At 74.2% G+C, this 19,181-nt stretch carries 7 protein-coding genes; 5 read left to right on the forward strand and 2 right to left on the reverse strand.

Annotated elements, in window-relative coordinates; genetic code table 11:
• Together ACQ5SO_RS19965 and ACQ5SO_RS19970 are read right to left on the reverse strand one after the other, a co-directional pair.
• On the reverse strand, nt 1–467 hold a 467-nt coding region (locus ACQ5SO_RS19965; RefSeq protein WP_430943411.1), incomplete at its 3' end, for a penicillin-insensitive murein endopeptidase.
• A 29-nt stretch (nt 468–496) separates the two neighbouring features.
• Entirely contained in the window at nt 497–1,858 is a 1,362-nt protein-coding gene (locus ACQ5SO_RS19970) for an MFS transporter (RefSeq protein ID WP_430943412.1), read from the reverse strand.
• A 514-nt stretch (nt 1,859–2,372) separates the two neighbouring features.
• Here ACQ5SO_RS19970 and ACQ5SO_RS19975 point away from each other — a divergent pair.
• From ACQ5SO_RS19975 to ACQ5SO_RS19995, 5 genes are all read left to right on the forward strand, one after another.
• A complete protein-coding gene (locus ACQ5SO_RS19975; RefSeq protein WP_430943417.1) occupies nt 2,373–2,702 on the forward strand; it encodes a DUF6280 family protein in 330 nt (109 codons plus the stop codon).
• Between the two features lie 529 nt (nt 2,703–3,231).
• Nucleotides 3,232–3,951 (forward strand): OmpA family protein, encoded by a 720-nt coding sequence (locus ACQ5SO_RS19980; RefSeq protein ID WP_430943413.1) that lies wholly within the window; start codon nt 3,232–3,234, stop codon nt 3,949–3,951.
• A 413-nt stretch (nt 3,952–4,364) separates the two neighbouring features.
• Entirely contained in the window at nt 4,365–6,161 is a 1,797-nt protein-coding gene (locus ACQ5SO_RS19985) for a ShlB/FhaC/HecB family hemolysin secretion/activation protein (RefSeq protein WP_430943414.1), read from the forward strand.
• A 20-nt stretch (nt 6,162–6,181) separates the two neighbouring features.
• The gene (locus ACQ5SO_RS19990; protein WP_430943415.1) at nt 6,182–16,588 is read left to right on the forward strand and encodes a filamentous hemagglutinin N-terminal domain-containing protein; all 10,407 of its coding nucleotides are present in this window, start codon (nt 6,182–6,184) and stop codon (nt 16,586–16,588) included.
• Nucleotides 16,585–19,181 (forward strand): CHAT domain-containing protein (locus ACQ5SO_RS19995; RefSeq protein WP_430943416.1); only part of this gene is annotated, 2,597 nt, incomplete at its 3' end. The genes ACQ5SO_RS19990 and ACQ5SO_RS19995, both read left to right, overlap by 4 nt.

The following is a 19,181-nucleotide window of genomic DNA, read 5'->3' on the forward strand; positions in this document are numbered from 1 at the left end:
GAGGCCGCGCCCGTCTGCTCCCGCTCGGCCCGGGTCAGGCGCCGCTCGGGCGCCGGGGTCAGCCAGATGTCGAGGTCGAGCCCCAGCTGGTGCGAGCGGTGGCCCGACAGCATCGGCCCGCCGCGGGGCTGCGAGATGTCGCCCACCAGCACCCCCGGCCAGCCCGCCGCCTGCGCGCCCTCGGCCAGGCGCGACAGGAAATCACGCGCCTCGGGCCGTCCCCAGGCGCGGTTGCGCGACGGGCGCATCGCCTGCCAGCCCGGCCCGTCCGCCGGGATCTCCACCGCCCCCGCAAGGCAGCCCTTGGAATAGGAGCCGTGCGAGGCCGGCGCCTGCGCGCTGGGCCGGTCATGGGCGCCGAACAGCGTGCGCGCGGCCGGCTCGGCCGCGGCAGGGGCGCCCAAGGCAAGGGCCAGGCCCAGGGCGCTGCACAGGGCGCTGCAAAGGGAAAGGGCGAGGCGGCGCATGGAGGCTCCTTCTTCCCCGGTCCGGCCGCTCAGCCCCGCGCGGGCGGCGATCCGGCCTTGGCGAGCAGAGCGTAGCCCAGCACGAACAGCCCCACCACCGGCAGGATCCCGAGCTGCTGGTCCCCCGTCAGCCCCGTCGCCACCGCGATCAGCATGGGCGCGAGGAACGCGGTCGCCTTGCCCGCCAGCGCGTAGAGGCCGAAGGCCGAGGTCATCCGCCCCTCGTCCGCGAAGCGCGTCACCAGGGTGCGCGAGGCGGCCTGGAGCGTGCCCCCGAAGGCGCCGATCATGCCCCCGACGCAATAGAAGATGATGTCCGGCAGGCCCGAGTCCATCGGCACCTCGACGACGTAAAGGATCATCCCCGGCCGCACCGACACGCCGATCACCGCCGCCAGGATCAGCCCGCCGAGGGTGAAGCCCACCACCCGGCGCGGCCCGAAGCGCGCATCGGCCATGCCGCCGATCCAGGCCCCGATCGCGCCCAGCAGCGCCGCCACCACGCCGAACACCCCGATCTGGGTGATCGACCAGCCCAGCACCCCCGCGGCATAGATGCCCCCGAAGGCGTAGAACCCGTTCAGCGCGTCGCGATACAGCATCGAGGCCCCGAGGAACCAGCCCAGCCCGTCGCGGTTCTTCACATCCTTGATCGAGGCCCAGAGCTGCCCCAGCCCCCGCGCCATCGCCCCCTTCCACGCGCCGCGCTTCTGCGCATCGGGAACCCACAGGAACAGCGGCGGGATGAAGACGAGGTACCAGAGCGCCGAGAACGGCCCCACCGCCCGCGTCCCCTCGCGCAGCTCCGGGTCCAGCCCGAACAGCGGCGGAATGCCGAGCAGCGTCAGCCCCGTCTCGGCCGATTCCGCCAGCAGCAGCAGCGTGAAGGCCAGCGAGACCAGCCCGCCCACATATCCCAGCGCCCAGCCCGAGCCCGAGAGCCGCCCCACCCGGTCCGGGGGCGCGAGGTCGGGCAGCATGGCGTTGGTGAAGACGGTCGCGAACTCGACCCCCAGCAGCGCCAGGCCGAACCAGAACAGCGCCATCACCGGGTCCGGGTCCCCCGGGACCGCCGTCCACAGCATCGCCGCGCCGACCACGTAGGCGATCGAGAACAGCAGCGCCCAGGGCTTGCGCGGCCCCGTCGCATCCGCCAGCGCCCCGAGGAAGGGCGACATCACCGCGACGGCGAGGCCCGCGACCGCGGTCCCCCAGCCCCACATCTCCTGCCCCGTCACCGGGTCGGGCGCGACGGAGGAGGTGAAGTAGGGCGCGAAGATGAAGGTCCACAGCAGCGTGTGGCAGGGCTGGCTGGCCCAGTCGAACATCATCCAGCCGAAGCGCGCGCGGGCGCCCGGGACGACGGTCCCGGCGACGGGGGGAGTGGACATCTTCGGGCGCCTCCTGGCTCGCGCGGGTTTCGGACCCGGAGCCTGCCCCACAGCGCCCCCCCCGGGCAAGCGCGCCGGGCGGGCGCGCCGCGCCCCGGGCGTCTTCCCCTTGCAGTCCCCGGCGGGACGCGATGAAACGATCAGGGAAGGTTAAAAAACGAATCGTACGGTCGTTTTTTGACGCCCGCCGCGGGGGGCGAAGCGACGCCGAAATCGGGCGCCCCGGCGGAAAGAAGGGCTGAAACGGGTCATCCCCCCTGTCCCTCTCCGGATCGCGATGGTATTTTGACCCCCCGGGCCGAAGATTTTCCACGCGGCGGCAAGCGTCGCCGCGCCCGGGATGGGCGAGATTTTTTACAATTTCGCAACGGGTTGCAGGCTATCACCCCCTCGGCGCGCAGAGAGACATGCACTGCACGCATGGCTGCTATGCGCCCAGCCGCCTACCATGACGAATTGGTGACGGCATATTCGCGCCAACTCAACAGACATGATGACCAAGGAGAACGGCGCGATGTTCGACGACGCCGACAGACATTCTTTCACCAATGACCAGGGCCAGCGCGCGCGCCGGCTGTTCGCCGCCGTGGTGCTCGCCGCCCTCGACGACGCGATCGTGGACCAGCGCAAGAACGGCGGGGGCGTCGACCAGATCGCCCGCTGGGCGCGGTCCCGCGACGGCCGCGAAGTCCTCACCTGCGCCGGCATCGAGCCGAACGAGCGCACCGTGAAGGGCCTGATGGAGTTCGTGGGCCGCGGCATCCGCACCTCGGTCGCCCTGCGCGGCGAGGATCGCGGCGAAGGCGGCGAAGACGGCAAGTCCGAGGGCCTGCTGGCCGCCTGAGCGCGCGCGCCGCGCGTCCCGCCCACCGGGGCGGAGGACGCCGACGGCGCCCCTCGGGCCGGCCGCCTGGACGCGCCTGCATGATCCATGCGCCCCGCGGCCCCCGCCGCGGGGCGCATCGCGTTCGGCGCCCGCCCTTCCGGCGGCGCCCCGGGTCGGGCGGACCCGCCGCCGCCCCCGGCGCCCCCTCCCGGCGCCCCCTTCCGCCTCCCCCGGCGCGCCCGGCGCGCCGCGGGCCTGTCACACGGCCGTCACGCTCCCTGCCCCATGGTGATCCTGCCACGGCGACTCGGCCGCGCCAGGCGGCGCATCCCCCGGGCCGCCCCACCCCATGCAGGAGCCCATCGCCATGACCCGCCCCCGCCCCGACGCCGCCGCCTCCGCGCCCCGCGCCTTCCGCAGCGGCGCCCTGCGGGCCGCCCCGGGCAGGGATGGTTCGAAACCGGCGCATCTTGAATCGCATGCGCAGGCTTCCGATGATATTGTGACCGCGAGAGAGCGGCGGACTTGCGATAGGAGAATTGGTCTCATGAACTTCATCCGCACCTGCGTCTGCGCCGCGTTCATCGGCGCGGCGGCGGCGCCCATGGCCGCGTTCGCGGCCGACGACGACGCGATCAGCGACATCAAGGCCCGCCTGGCGCTGCAGCGCCAGGGCGTGTCCAACGACAGCGTGCGCACCGAGGCGACCCGCGGGATCGAGGAATTCCGGCCCAGCCAGCTGCGCAAGAGCGCGACCCCCGCCCCGGCCCCCGAGGTCGCCGCGGCCCCGTCGGCCTCCGAGGCCGGCGTCAGCGTCGCCGCGGCCCGGCCCGCCCGCGCCAATCCCGAGCCGCGCGTGATCGCGGCCCAGGACACCGAGGGCAAGGTCATCCAGGTGAAGATCCACGACGCGGCGATGGACATCTCCAAGCCCGTGCGCTTCGCCTACAACTCGGCCTTCCTGACCGACCAGGCGCGCGCCGTGCTCGACGTCTACTGCGCCGCCATCAAGGGCTCCGAGGCGCAGAACGGCCCGGCCCCGGGCGGCTACGTGCTGATCGGCCATGCCGACGCCTCGGGCGACGCCGAGTACAATCGCGTGCTGTCCCAGAAGCGGGCCGAGGAAAGCCGCCGCTACATGGTCGACCAGTGCGGCCTGCCCGCCGCCAACCTGCGCGCCGTGGGCCTGGGCGAGGACGCGCTGAAGGACCCGAGCCGCCCGACCGCCGCGGTCAACCGCCGGGTCGAGCTGCAGATCGGCAGCTGATCCGCCCCGCGCGGACCGCTTGCCGGACCGCTCGCCGACGCCATCGAACGCCGCCCCGCCCCGGGGCGGCGTTTCGCGTTCCGGCGCCCGCCCGCCTCCCGCCCCCCCCTGGCCGCCGCGGGCCCCGGCCCCGGCGCCCTGGCGCGCGCCCCTCCCGCGCCCGCCCGGCCCCGGCCGCGCCGCCGACTCCGCCGGAAAACCTTTACGCCCGGCGGGGCGCAAAATTTGCGCATCGCGCCGCGGAACATCCAGCCCCTTGGAAATGAACGGCTTTTCAGAAGAAATAGCAGGCTTCCCCCTGCCCTGAACGGTTTACTACGTAGCGGAAAGGCTTCATGCTGGCCTCGCCCGTGACGACCGCCGGGGGTCCGGTTCGGATGGCGTCGCGAGGCCGACCAGGGGGAGAAGACTGCATGAACCAGGGGTTCCGGGGGGCGACCGCCGTCGCCGTCGCAGCCATGCTGACCGCACTCCAGCCGACCTGCGCCGCCGCGCAGGCTGCGCCGCCCCCGGTCGACGCGCCCCCGCCCGAAGCCCTCGACCTCGGCGCCCGCGCGCTCGAGGCCGTCAACCAGATGATCCAGCGTCCCCCCGCGCCCCTCGCCGCCCCGACCGAGGACGGCGCGCTGCCGATCCCCGAGGCGGCCGAGACCCAGCCCGTCCCGATCGCAGCGGTCCGCTTCCTGGGCCGCGACGGCGCCCCGCTGGCGCCCGGCCAGGGCCTGCCGCTCGACGCGCTGAACGCCGCCGCCGCCGGGCTGGTCGGCCCGGACGCCACCGCCGCCGACGTGATCCGCGCCCATGACCGGATGAAGGCGGCGCTGCGCGAGGAAGGCTTCCTCTTCACCTCGATCGCCGATCCGCAGCTGACCGTGGCCGAGGACGGGCGCGCCTATATCGCCGCCTTCCGCATTCTCGGCATCACCGTGACCGAGGCGGTCCCGGTTCTGGCCGAGGCGGGCGAGGACCCGGACGCCGCGCCGCCGGCGGTCTTCGCGCAGATCGAGAAGATCCTGCGCCCCCTCCAGGGCAAGGCCAACCCGACGCTGGCGGATCTCGAGCGGGTCTCGCTGCTCGCCACCGACCTGCCGGGCGTGGTCCGCGCCACCTTCGTGCCCGCGGGCGGCGCCGAGCCGGGGCAGCTCAAGCTGTTCCTCAACGTCGAATTCCGCCCCGTCTCGGGCGTGTTCTTCGCCGACAACCGCCAGTCGCCCGCGCTCGGGCCGGTGCTGTTCGGCGCCGTCGCCTCGGTCAACTCCTGGAATTCCATGGCCGCGACCACCGAGGTCGCCGCCTTCAACTCCGCCGCCCCCTTCTCGGGCGAGCTCGGGCTCGACCAGCGCCACACCCTGCGCGTCGCCCAGCGCTTCTTCTTCGGCGAGACCTCGGACAAGCTCGAGATCTACGGGCTGTGGTCGCAGTCCAGTCCCGGCGATTTCCTCGAGCGGCTGGAGCTGGAGTCCGAGGAGGTGAAGCTCGGCTTCCTCTATGAGCGCCCGATGGTGCGCACCCGCCCCTACTCCTTCTGGATCGGCGCCGGCGCCGAGTGGCGCAACGCGACGACCGAGGACCGCTCGGGCATCTTCGCCGACGACACCGTGACCGCGCTGGTCGCCTCGGCGCGGATGGAACGGCGGCACGAGAGCGGCTACACCCGCCTGCAGGCCGAGGGGCGGGTCGGGCTCGACCTGTTCGGCGCCACCGGCGGCGACGACGTGGACAAGAGCCGCGACGACGCCGACGGGACCTTCGTGTTGGCCCGCGTGGCCGCCACCCAGGTGCAGGAGCTGGCCAATGATTTCAGCCTGCTCGGCCGCGCCATGGTGCAATGGACGCCCGAGCCGCTGCTGTCGGGCGAGCAGCTCTCGGCCGGGGGCGCGCTGTTCGGCAAGGGCTATGACCCGTCCGAGATCAGCGGCGATTACGGCGCGATGGTCTATGCCGAGCTGCGCCACGACATCTCCACCGACATCGACGGCATCCCCCTCGACCTGCAGTTCTACGCCTTCGGCGACTATGCCGAGATCTACCGCATCGACGACGACACCGAGTTCGGCGAGCAGTCGCGCAGCTCGATCGGCGCCGGGGTGCGGATCGGCTACGAGGGCGCCGAGCTGACGCTGGAGGCCGCGCAGCCGGTCTCGGACCCGCTCGGGCGCACCGCCGACAAGAACCCGCGCTTCTTCTTCAGCCTGATCAAGCGCTTCTGAGCTTCCGGGGGACCTGACCGATGACCGCTTTCCGCGACTTCCCGATCCGCCCCGCCTGCTCCCTCGCGGCCCTCGCCGCCGCGCTGCCGGGCGCGGCCCTCGCCGGACCTTACGGCGAGACCGTGGTCGGCGGCGCCGCCACCGTGACCCGCGACGGGTCCGTGACCACCATCGAGCAGTCGACCGACCGCACGGTGATCGAGTGGACCAGCTTCGACACCGACGCGCACGAGACCACGCGCTTCGTGCAGCCGGACGCCGACTCCATCGCCGTGAACCGGGTGCGCGGGGACCTGCCGACCAATATCCGCGGCGCGCTGCTGGCCAACGGCAACGTCGTCGTCATCAACCGCAACGGCGTGGTGTTCCACGAAACCGCGCGCGTCGACGTGAACGGCCTCGTGGCCACCACCGCCGACACCGACACCGCCGCCTTCATGGCCGGCTCGAACCGCTTCGACATCGCCGGGGAGCCGGGCGCGCAGGTGGTCAACCGCGGCTCGATCACCTTCGCCGAGGCCGGGCTCGCCGCCCTGGTCGGCCCCAACGCGGCCAATGAGGGCGTCATCACCGGCCGCCTCGGGCGCGCGTCGGTCGAGGGGCGCGAGACCTTCGCCATCGACGTGTCGGGCGGCGACGGGATCCTGGCGCTGGAGGCGCCGGGCGTGGCCGAGAGCCTCTCGGCGCTCAACACCGGGACCATCGCGGTCGAGGGCGGCTACGTGGAGATCTCGGCCGCCGAGACCGCCGCCGCGCTGGAAAGCCTGGCCGAGGCCGGGGGCAGCGTCTCCGCGGGCGAACTGGGGACCGTGGTGGTCGAGGGCGCCCACGCGCTGGTGACGGGCGAGGTCCGCGCCGCGGGCGGCGCCGTCCACGTGCGCGGCGACGCGGTCGAAATGGGCGAGGGCGCGCTGATCGACGTCTCGGGCGCGACCGGCGGCGGCGTGGTCAGCCTCGGCGGCGGGCTGCGCGGCGAAGGGCGCGTGGCCGACAGCGCGCTGATGCGCGAGGGTTCGGCGATCATCGCCGACGGCGTCGGCGACGCCGATGGCGGCCTGGTGACCCTGTGGTCCGAGAGCAAGACGGGCTTCTTCGGCGACATTTCCGCGAAGGGCGGCGCGGCGGGCGGCGACGGCGGCTTCGTCGAGGTCTCCTCGCTCGGCTGGATCGGCCTCGTCGGCGACCTGACCACCGCCGCGCCGATGGGCGAGATGGGGACCTTCCTGCTCGACCCGGGCGACATCATCTTCACCTCCTCGGGCCTGCCCGCGACCATCGGCGATTTCGACAATGACGACGGCGGCTCCTCGACCGTGCGCATCGCCCCGGCGGACGTGGCCGCGCTGTCCGCCAATTCCAGCCTGATCTTCGAAGCGCGCGACGACATTCGCGTCGAAGAGGCGCTGAACACCGCCAACGCCAATGTCAGCCTGACGCTGCGCGCGGGCGACGACATCCTGATCGACGCCTCGATCACCGTCACCGGCGACCTGACGCTGTCGGCGGATCACGACTTCTCCGCCGCCTCGGTCACGCCGGGCACGTCCTCGGACAATGCCGGCGACGGGATCGGGCAGATCGTGCTCGACAACGGCGCGGACCTGACCGCCGGGGGAACGCTGACGCTCGGCGTCGGCGCCGACGCGGACCAGGCGATGACCTTCCTCGACACCGGGGACGGCGCGACCTACACCGTCACCGCCACCGGCGCGCTGGAGCTGCCGAAGGTCCTGGCGCAGGACGCGGTGACCTTCAACGCCAATGACGGCGTCGGCCCGGGGAACGAGGGCGCCATCAGCCAGGCCGCCGGCGCGACGATCGTCTTCGACGACGGCGACCCCTCTCCGCTCAACGACCAGGCGGTGACCTTCAACGCCGGCAGCGGCGCGGTCACGCTGGGCAATTCGGGCAATGACGTGACGGTGCTGCACGGCTCCGCGGGCGCGGCTTCGACGGTCGTGAACTTCGACGACCTCGACCTGGCCTTCGACGCCGGGACCGCGGCGCTGGACGTGACGCTCGAGAACGGGGGGGCGACCCTCGGCCAGGACGGCGCAATCGTCACCTCCGCCCTCTCGGTGTTCCTGACCGGCGGCGGCGCGGTGACGCTGGACCGCGCGGACAACGTCATCTCCTCGTTCGGCGGCGCCTTCACGGGCGCCCTGACGCTGCAGACGGCGGGCGATCTCGACCTCGCCTTCAGCGGCGCGGCGCCCACGAGCTCCATCGACATCACCACCACCGCGGGCACGCTGACCCCGGGCCACCTGACCAGCTCGGGCGACGCGATCACGGCCGCCGCGCTGACGCTGGACCTGTCGGGCGGCGCGACGCTGACCGACGCGGGCAACAGCTTCGCGACGCTGACCGCGCAGACCGGCGCGGCCTCGAGCTTCGCGACCACCGCGGGCGGCGGCGCGCTGACCCTCGGGACCTCGGATTTCGGCGGCGCGGGGGCGGATATCGACGCCACCGGCGCGACCTCGGTCGGCCAGTCCGGCGCGGTGTCGGGGATCCTCTCCGTCGCCAGCCCCGGCGCGATCACGCTGACCGACGCGGGCAATGATTTCACCGGGCTGACCGTGTCGCAGGGCGCGGCCTCGGCCTATTTCTCCGACCCGGACGGGGGCACGCTGACCCTCGGGGCCTCGACCCTGACGGGCGGGGCGAGCATCACCGTGGGCGGGACGAACAAGACCCTGGCGCAGACCGGCGCGCTGTCGGGCGGGACGCTTGCGCTCGACGTCTCGGGCGACGCGGCGCTGGCGGACGCGGTCAACGACGTGGGCCAGCTGACCGGCACGGTCGGCGGCGACCTTGCGTTCCGCGAGAGCGGCGATCTCGACCTCGGGATCGGCGCCGACACGATGACGATCACGGCGACCGGGTCGATCTCGGACAGCCTCGGGCCGGTCACCACCACCGGCGCGGCGAATTTCTTCGCCTTCGACGAGGGCGCGGCGGGGAACATCCTCGACGACGCCTATGGCAACGTGACCTTCGCCGACGCCGGCACCGGCTTCGGCGGCCCGGTCAGCGCGGTGGGCGACGTGCTGAGCATCGCCACCGCCGCCGCGCTGACGGTCGAGGACGCCCATGCCGACGGCTCCGCCAGCTTCCATTCCGACGCCGCGCTGACGCTGTCGCGGGTGTCCGTCGGGCTCGACACCGGCGGCGGCGCGACGGTGGAGCTGACGGTGGGGGGCGACCTGCTCGCGACCTCGGGGGTCAGCATCGAGGCGAGCGACATCCAGGCCGGGCTGATCACCCTGGGCGACGGCGCCAGCGTGGTCGGCGCGCCGGGCGCGGGGACCCTGACCTCGATCTCGCTCGACCGGTTCGACGCCTCGGGGCTGGCGCTGGGGGCGGCGAATGCGACGCTGCTCGGGCGGGCCTCCAGCCCGGGGCTGATCCTGTCCGCGCTGCCGAGCTCGGGCGACCTGACGCTGCGCGGGCTGGACCTGACCGGCTCGGCGCCCATCGTCCATACCGGGGGCACGCTGCGGCTCGACGGGATCACCGGCGACAATCTCGACATCACCGCGCCGGACGTGGGGCTGGGCTTCATCGACCTGACCGGGAACCTGGTGGTGCGCACCTCCGGCTCGATCCTGTCGCTGACCAATGCCGAGGTGGCGATCCCCGGCGGCTACACCGTCGCGGCGCCGGTCTTCGCCTCGGCCGCGCAGGGGCCGGACGTGTCGGACGTGACCGTCGCGGGCGCGGCCCCGACCAACCTGATCCGCGTCGGCGGGACCGCCACGCTGACCGCCGAGAACCGGGTGTTCCTGGTCGGCGCCGACCCGGACGAGACCGGGCCGGGCGACCTGTTCTTCAACGATTTCGGCGGCGTGGTGACGGTGATCGACGGCGACGACGCCGACCTGGTCGGCCTCGACGTCGCGCTGGTGGATGCCAACGACCTGGTGATCGGGGCGATCGACCTCGACGGCGCCGAGGCGGGGACCGACGATTCCACCATGGCCCTGCAGGCGGGCGCAGGCGGCGCGGGCAGCCTGACCCAGGCCGGGGCGCTGGCGCTTTCGGGCCGGCTGGTGGCCGTCGCCGCCGACGACGTGACGCTGACCAATGCGGGCAACGTGCTGTTCCAGTCCGCGCTCAAGGGCGCGAACGTGGCGCTGCACAGCACCATCGCCCAGGCCGTGACGGTCGAGGCGGATGTCGACGCCTCGGTCACCTCGGACGCGGCGGCGACCGTCACCGGGACCGCGGGCCGCGACATGTCCGTGACGGGTCCCTTCACGCTGGTGCGCGACGTCGTGGTCGGGCGCGACCTGACGGTCTCCGCCACCGCGGGGAACGCCGATGTCAGCGACGCGGCGGTGGAGCGCACGGCGACCGTCACCGCCCGGGGCCTCGACGCCACGGTGCGGCTGGCGGATGTGCGCGCGGGCTCGGGCGCGTCCGGGTTCGACGGCGCGCTCAGGGCCGAGGCCGATGGCGGCATGGACCTTGTCGGGGTGGACGTGGAGACCGCCGCGACGCTGGTTTCGGGCCAGGATTCGGGGTCCTTCGACGGCGGGCTGCGGCTGGCCAATGTCGGCGCCGGGTCGATGTCGGCGCTGGCGCGCGACACGCTCGACCTCGGGCCCACCTCGGTTTCGGGCGACCTGACGGCGCAGAGCGTCTTCGGCTCGATCATCGCGCGCGACGCGGCCGGGGGCGCGGCCTCGGGGCCGGGCGCGACGGCGGTGGGCGCGGTGGGGCCGCAAGCTTTCCGGGTCTCGATCCATGACGTGGACGGGTCCGGCGGCGCCGACACGGTCGGCTTCGACATGGCCGCGCGCGCGGCGAGCGGCTTCACCCCCGTCGCCGCGACCGACGGGCTGGTGGTGGGGGGCGCGGCGCTCTTCGCCGCCGCCTCGGCCCTGCCCGGCGGGGTCGGGAACCTCGTCGGGGCCGAGCTCAACCCGCTCGGCGCCGCGCAGAACGTCACCCTCGCGCCCGGCGCGGACGGGCTGCGGTTCGACTTCAACACCGTCGCGCTGCGGGTGGACGGGGACGCGACGCTCCATGACGACGCGGGCGGCTTCGGCTTCGACGTGCCCTCGGGCGGCATCGCGCTGGCCGACGGCTCGGCCACGGTGCTCGAGACCTCGGGCAGCCTCGCGACCTCGCGCGCGGTGGACGTGTCGGGGAACCTGACCGTCACCACGGCCGAGAGCGCGCCGGGCGCCGCCGACGGCCACGTGACCGACGCGCCGGACGACACGGCGGCGGACGACGTCGCGCAGGCCGACGGCATCCTGGTGCGCGGCGTCGCGAGCTTCACGCTCGAGGGCGACCTCGCGCTCGACGGGCTCGACGGGGCCGAGACCACGGCGGGGATCGACGGGCGCACGCAGCACGCCTTCCTCGGGCGGCTCGACGTGACGGCGGCTAACGCCAGCGTCTCCAGCGTCTCGACGCTGAAGCTCGGGACGGTGACCGCGCAGAACGCGACCTTCCGCAGCGCGGGCGACATCGTGGATTCGGCGGGGCGCAACATCACCGTCACCGGCGCCGCGACCTTCGACGCCTGGGACGACAAGGGCGACGCGGACCCGTCCAACGACACCGGCGGGGCGGTGTCGCTCACCGGCGCCTCGCACCGGCTGGGGACCTCGGTCTCGGCCGCGGGGACCACGGTCGACATCCGGGTCGGCGTGGGCCGCACCGGCGCCGCCGCCGATCTCAACGCCGCCGACATCTACGGCGCGTCCTCGGTGTTCCTGAGCGCGCGGCGCGACGTGAACGCGGCGCGGGTCACCACCGGGACCCTCTCGGCCGCGGGCGGCGGCGGGGCGGCGACGAACGGGACCGGCGCGGTCTCGGTCGCCGCGGGCCGCGACGCGAGCCTTTCGGACGTGATCGCGGGCAGCCTTTCGGTCGCGGGCGCGGACCCGGTGAACGGCGCGGCGCTCGGCGCCGTCAGCGGGTCGATCGGGCTGGAGCGGTTCGACCTCGGCTCGGCGCTGTCGCTGGCGGCGGGGACGAACCTGGTGGTGCGCGACGGCGACGCGGCGGGCTCGGCGACGCTTTCGGCCGGGACCGGCGCCCTTACCGTCAGCAATATCGACGCCGGGGCCGCCACGGTCACGGCGACGGCGGGCGGGTCGGCGGCGGTCAGCGGCGTGCAGGCGAGCAGCCTCGACATCCAGGCCGCCGACGTGACGCTGGGCTTCGTCGACGTCACCGGCGCCCTGGCGGTGGAGGCGCTGTCGGGCGACATCACCACCGACACCGACGCCGCGCTCGCCGGGCTGATCCCCTCGGGCGCCACCGTCAACGTGGCGGCGGCGGAGCTGCCCGAGGCGCACCCGGCCTCGACCTCCGGGACCGGGATCATCAACGACGTGACCCTGGCGCGGGCGGGCACGGGGCGGCTGATCTCGGCCGCTTCGGGCGATTTCACCGCCGCCGGGGACATCCTGCTGCCGGGGACCACCGCGGGCGCGGGCTTCGAGAACGACCTCGGGACCGCCGCCTTCGACGGCGGGCTGGTGATGTACGAGGACGCCAACGGGCTGACGCTTGCGGGCGTCTCGGCCGCGTCGCTCGCGCTGCGGCTCGGGGCCGACGCGGCCGAAACCGGGAGCCTGGCCCAGACCGGCGCGGTCTCGGTCTCCGGCACGACCACGGTGATCGTCGACGCCGATACCGGCGGCGCCCGCGGGGACGTGACGCTGGCGAACTCGGCCAACAGCCTCGGGACCATCGAGCTGATCGCCGGGAACGCGACCCTCGGGGCCGATGCGGGCGGGTTCACGGTGAACGGCGCCCAGGTGGACGGCGCGCTGAGCGCGACGGGCCAGACCGGCGACATCGCGCTGGTGGACGTGACCGCGGACAGCGTGCAGGTCGCCACCAGCGGCGCGGCGACGGCGCAGCGGGTCGCGGCCGCCGCGCAGGTCAGCCTTTCGGGCGCCGTCGTCAGCGGGACCGACGTCACCGGCGGCGACATCTTCCTGTCCTCGCCCGGCGACGCGACGCTGACCCGGTTCTCGGGCGCCACCGTCGACATCTTCGGCGAGGGCGATGTGGAGGCCATCGGCGGCGCGGCGAACGCCCTGCGCCTCGACGCCTTCGGGACCGTGCTGGCGCGCAACATCACCGCGGCGGACGTCTACGCCATCGCGGATCTCGGGATCACGGTCCAGGCGCTGCGCCAGACCGACGCCGCGCGGGGGGTGGAGCTCCTGGCCCTTGCGGGCGACGTGCAGCTCGGGCGCGTCGCGACCGCGGGGGACCTCGCGGCCGAGGCGCAGCTGGGCGCGGTCGTCTCGCGCGACGCCTCGGACGGGGCGGCCTTCGCCGCCGCGGGCTCGGCCGTGGCGGTGGCGGGCGCGAACGCCGTCGCCATCGGCGTGAACCCGCTGGGCGACGACCGGGTCAACGCGACCACCGCGGGCGGCGGCGGGGCCTTCGTCGCCTCTCCGGCGGTCGGCGGCTGGCTGAACGTTGGCGGGAACCTGCTGGCGATGGGCCAGGCGGGCGTGTCGCTGCGCCCGGCGGACGACCTGTCCGCCTCCTCCGTCGCGGGGTCGGTCATGATCGACACGCCCGCCGACGCGGTGCTGGAGATCGGCGGGGAGGTCGATTTCGGCATCCACCGGACCACATCGGTCAGCGGCGCGGCGCTCTCGGGCTTCGCGGCGGATGTGGGCGGCGCGCTGCGGGTCCGCTCGGGCGCCGCGGGCGGGGCCGCGGGCGGCATCACGCAGGATGCGGGCGCGGCGATCCGCGTCGCCGGCGCGGCCGATTTCGTCACCGGCGTCCATGCCGGGGCCTCCCTCGACACGGCCGAACTGGCGGGGATTTCGCTGGCCGACGGCGGCAACAGCTTCGGCGGGACCGTCTCGGCGCTCGGCTCGGACGTCTCGATCGCGGCGAGCGGGGACCTGTTGGTGCAGGACGCCATCGCGCTGGCCGATGGCGGCGGCGCGGGGGGCGCGCTGACGCTCTCCGCCACCGGCGCGCTCGGCGTCAGCCGGGCCGAGAGCGATCTCGACATGTCCCTCACGGGCGCGACCGTGGCGGCGGCGGACCTGCTGTCGCGCGGGAGCATCGGCGCGGCGGCGACGGCGGGGGCGCTGACCCTCGACCGCGCGGCGGCCTCGGCCGACCTGCAGGCCACCGCGACCGGCGAGATGTCGGTCAGCCGCCTCGAGAGCGGCGGCGACATGCGCCTCGGGGCCGGGTCGGGCGACCTGCGCCTCGGGCGGATCCTGTCGGGCGGCGCCCTGGCGGCCGAGAGCGCGGGCGGCGCGATCCGCGTGCGCCCCAGCCCGGCGGGAACCGACATCGCGGGGGCGAGCTTCAACGGCGCCGGAGCCGACCAGCGCACGCCGGCGGTTGGCAGCCGCGGGGACGTCGCGCTGACCGCTTCGGCGGCGCATCTCGACGTGGCGGAGGGCGCGGCCTTCCTCGCGGCGGGGGACATCGCCCTGCCCGGCGTCTCGGGCGTGCGGCATGACCTGGCGGGCGGCGTCGCGCTGCAGGCGGGCGGCTCGGCCGTGCTGGCCGAGAACGGCGACCTGGTGATCGGCATCGACGCGAATGGCGACCTTCTCGCCGACGCGGCCGACCTGCCCGCCTTCGCCTCGGGCGCGACCATCGCCAACGGGGTGAGCATCGCCGGTGCGGGCCGCATCAACGTGGACGGCACGGTGACGGACGTGGACGGCGCGACGCTGACCGTCGGCTCGGGCCTGACCATCGACGCGGCCGCGGGCGCGGACCTGTCGGGCGTCACCGCGCCGGGCGGCATGGAGATCTATGCCGAGGGCGCGGACGTGACGCTCGGCATCGCCGGGCCGACCGCGCTCAACATCATCGCGCGGTCGCTGACGGTCGAGACGGCGGACGATCTCGACCTCGGGGCCGTGATCCTCGAGGTGCTGGACGTCACCGGGACCGGGGCCGCGGCGCAGACGCTGGGGGCCGCCACGGTGGCGCCCTCCTACGTCACCACCGCGGCGACGGGGGCGGAGAACGCCGCCGTGCTGACCGTCTCGGCCCCCGGGGCGCTGCCGCCGGGGACGCCCGCCACCTCGCTCAGCGCCGCGGCCTCGGCGGCGCTGGCGGATGCGCCGGCGGTGATCGTCACCAGCGCGCTGCGCATCGACCAGGCCGAGCTCGTGCCGGGGACCGCGACCCCCACCGGGCCGCTGTCGGTGATCCTCGACAACGGCGCCAACATCCTGCCCGCGGACGTGCAGGTCACGGTCAACGGCGCGGTGTCGCTGGCCGAGGAGCAGACCAGCCCCGGCGCCGACGCGCTGGCCTACGCCGCCGCGCTGGGGCTGGGGGAGACCGCGCTCCTGCAGTTCAACGCGCTGGCCGCGGGCGGGGACATCACCATCATCTCGCCCGACCAGATCCAGTTCATGGACGACGTGGCCGTCGCCGTGGGCGCGAAGATGCTGGTGCAGCAGCAGGGCTTCGACGTCACCGCCGCGGGCCCCGTGGCCAATGCCGACGCCGCGGTGATCTTCCGCGGCGACGTGGGCGGCGCGGACGGGACCGTCGGCGGCGCCGATCTCGAGGTGCTGACCCATGGCGACATCTACTTCTTCGGCACCGTCGGCGCCGGGGACATGGACACGCCGCTGAACCCCGGCGGGGTGCTGGGCGCGCTGACCCCGGGCGGGACCTTCGCGCCCTTCGGGTCCATGCGCCTGTCGGGCTTCAACATCGTCGCCGGCGCCCGCCCCGAGGCGTTCGCGGGCGACGCGCAGGCCACGCTGCTGCAGACCACCGCCGTCACCGGCGACCCGATGCCCGACGTCTCGGGCCTCGTGCAGCTGTCGGACCTGCGGGACTTCGTGACCGATCTCGGGGGCATCGACGGAACCGTGGTCACCAACCCGACCGCCGAGGGCGCGCTGGGCGAGGTGCATTACCAGCTGACCGACGGCACGGTGAAGGCCGACTTCCTGCAGACCGTGGACCTCGTCGTCTCCTCGGATGACGGGGCGATCATGTTCGTCATCAACCGCCCCGACGCGGGCGGCGAGTTCGAGGACCTGCAGGAGTTCTTCGGCATCCGCGTCGGCAACGGCATCCAGTTCGAACAAGGGCCCGGCGGCCTGCTGCCCGGCCGTTTCGAGGGCTACGGCATGATCGACGGCGACCGCGGGCGCACCGCGGGCGTGCGGGTCCTGGCCCCGGTCACCGCCACCTATTTCTTCAACGGCTGCCGGGTGCGCAGCACCTCGGACTGCACGCAGCTCGGCACGGCCCTGACCCTGCCGCCGCTGCCGCCCATCGACGTCCCGGTGCTGGAGGTCGAGGCGCTCGACCTGACCGAGCTGTTCGGCGCCATCGGCAACGAGGACCTGTGGCGCCTGCCGCCGGTCTACCTTGAGGACCGCCTGATCGCCGGGGCCAATGCGGGCGCGGACGAAGAGGAAGAGAACGAATGACCCGACGCATCCTTCCCCCCGCCCGGCGCGCCCTGCGCGCCGCCCTGCCCCTGGCCCTGGCCGCGGCCCTGGCCGCCTGCGCCGGCGCCGGCGGCGAGGGCGACGGCGCCCGGGTGGCCGGGGGCGGCGATTTCTGCACCGACGCCGCCGCCCAGGTCGACCAGGCCCAGCGCTTCAACTTCCTGACGGAATTCGCCAGCGCCGAGGCGATCTGGACCCGGCTCTCGGCCCTCTATTCCGACCCCGAGCGCAACCCGCGCCAGATCTGCGGCGACATGCTGCCCCGCCATTCCGAGGTGATGGCCAACCAGGCGCTGGTCTATTCCAACCAGCGCAAGTTCGTCGCCGCCGAGGGCATGTTCCGCGCCGCCGAGGCGCAGGCCGCGCGCGAAGCCGCCGCGGCCGAGGCCGAGGCCGAGGCGGGCGGCGCCGGCTTCATCGAGGTGCTGCGCACGCAGCACGAGCTCAACCGCGCCACCGGCGGCGAGGGCGGCGCCCTCGCGCGCGCCAACGCGCTGGCCGCCGATATCGGCGAGGATTTCGACGGCGCGGCGATGACCGCCGACATCGCCCAGGTCCTGCAGCTTTCGCCCGAGGCGCAGCGGCGCCGGGTGCTCGCCTCGCTCGGGGAATTCTCCCGCTCCTTCGTGTTCCTGCAGCAGGAGAAATACGCCGAGGCCGAGGACGCCATCGACCGGGCGCTGGCGCTGATCGCCCCGGTGCCGGGCGCCCAGACCAACTACGCCCCCCGCTACGCCACCACCAAGGCGCTGCTGCAGATCGGCCAGGGCGAGTACGAGGGCGCGCGGCTGACCGCCAGGGGCGCCGCCGACGCGTTCTCCGAGGATCTCGCCGGGACCGCGCTGCGCGCCCGCGCCCTCGCCTTCCAGGCCCGCGCCGAGACCTTCCTCGAGCGGCGGGAGGAGGCGCTGGAGACCTATGCCGAGGCGTTCTCGATCTACCAGGACACCGCGGTGCCGATCGGCTACGACCTCGTGTGGCCCTATTTCAACCTCGCGCTCACGACCATGGAGGCGCAGCCCGAGCGGCGCGAGGCGCTGACAAGGGCGATCTTCTCGGCCGCGCAGACGCTGCGCTCGCGCGCCACCGCCGCCTCGCTCGCCGTCGCGGCGCGCGACCGGGCCGAGGGCGAGGGCGCCGAGGCCGAGGCCTACCGCGCCTTCCAGTCGGCGCAGATCGACCTGCAGCGGATCCAGGCCAATCTCGGGGCCGCCGCCGCCTCGCCGCTGGTCTCCAACGCCCAGCGCGAGGACCTGCGCCGCCAGTTCCAGGAGGCGCTGCAGCTGCGCGACGCGCGCAAGGCGGCGCTGGATGCGCTGGAGAGCGACATCACCGGCCTGCTGACCGCGCGCACCGATGTCGACGCGCTGATCGCGTCCCTCCGGCCCGACGAGGCGCTGGTGCAGATCATCCCCGGCGCGCCCTATTCGATGGCCTTCGTGGTCACCTCCGAGGGGCTGCGCGCGGGCCGCGTCGGCGGCTCGGTCGGGGTCGAGGACATCCGCGAATTCGTGCGCTTCCTGCGCGGGCGGCTGCGCGGCGGCGCGCCGTTCCGGCCCAATGACAGCTATGCGCTGTATGAAGAGATGATCGCCCCGGCGCTGGCGTTGCTGGGGGCGGAGCAGCCGAAGAAGCTGATCTTCTCGCTCTCGGACGCGCTGACCGCCCTGCCGGTGGAGACGCTGGCGGTCAAGCGGTCGTCCATCCCGGATTCGCGGCGGCGGCAGGACTTCACCGACGTCGAATGGATGGCGGACCGCTACGAGATCTCCTACGTGCCCGCGCCCTCGACCCTGGTCGCGCTGCGCCGGGGCCAGGCCCCCGCGGCGGCGGGCGAGGGCGAGGGAGAGGCGGCGGCGCAGCCCCGCGGCCCGCAGCGGCTGGTGGCCTGGGGCGATTTCCAGCCCGGCGCCACGGCGCGCGACGTGCTGCCCGGCTACCTGCCCGACGAATGCCTCGTGGAGGCGCAGGCGGTGGCCAACCTCGGCGCCCTGCCCGGCTCGGCCCCCGAACTCGCCATGCTGCGCTCGATCTTCGACGAGCGGGTGGAGATCAACGCCGGCGCCGCCTTCACCGAGGAGGCGGTGGTGACCGCCTCGGCCGAGGGGCGGCTGGCGGCGGTGGACGTGCTCCATTTCTCGACCCACGGGTTCCTGCCGCTGTCGGATGACTGCATCAACCAGGGCGGGCTGACCGTCTCCACCGCCCGGCCCGGCGATGACGGGGTGCTGGACGAGAGCGAGATCCGCCGCCTCGACCTGTCGGGCGCGCGGCTGGTGGTGCTGACCGCCTGCGACACGGCGGGGGCGGGCCAGGCGAACACGCCGCTGCAGGGCAACGCGGCCGAGGGCGGCGAGGCGCTGTCGGGCCTGGCGCGCGCGTTCTTCGACGCAGGTGCGCGGGCGGCGCTGGTGACCCACTGGCCCATCGCCGATGGCGGCCCGTCGCTGAAGCTGGTGGAGGAGTTCTACACCCGGCTCGACGCGGGCGAGACCTATACCGAGGCGCTGAGCGCGGCGCAGCGGGCGGTGCGCGCCGACCCGGCCACCTCGGACCCGTTCTACTGGGCCGC

The organism is Rhodovulum sp. DZ06 (assembly GCF_050586345.1).
In the GTDB taxonomy this organism is placed as follows: Bacteria; Pseudomonadota; Alphaproteobacteria; order Rhodobacterales; family Rhodobacteraceae; genus JBOCEF01.

Bases quoted from the DNA above. Each gene is read 5' to 3' on its own strand.
- ACQ5SO_RS19970 (WP_430943412.1), bottom strand. From the start codon at position 1,858: ATGTCCACTCCCCCCGTCGCCGGGACCGTCGTCCCGGGCGCCCGCGCG.
- ACQ5SO_RS19975 (WP_430943417.1), top strand. From the start codon at position 2,373: ATGTTCGACGACGCCGACAGACATTCTTTCACCAATGACCAGGGCCAG.
- ACQ5SO_RS19980 (WP_430943413.1), top strand. From the start codon at position 3,232: ATGAACTTCATCCGCACCTGCGTCTGCGCCGCGTTCATCGGCGCGGCG.
- ACQ5SO_RS19985 (WP_430943414.1), top strand. From the start codon at position 4,365: ATGAACCAGGGGTTCCGGGGGGCGACCGCCGTCGCCGTCGCAGCCATG.
- ACQ5SO_RS19990 (WP_430943415.1), top strand. From the start codon at position 6,182: ATGACCGCTTTCCGCGACTTCCCGATCCGCCCCGCCTGCTCCCTCGCG.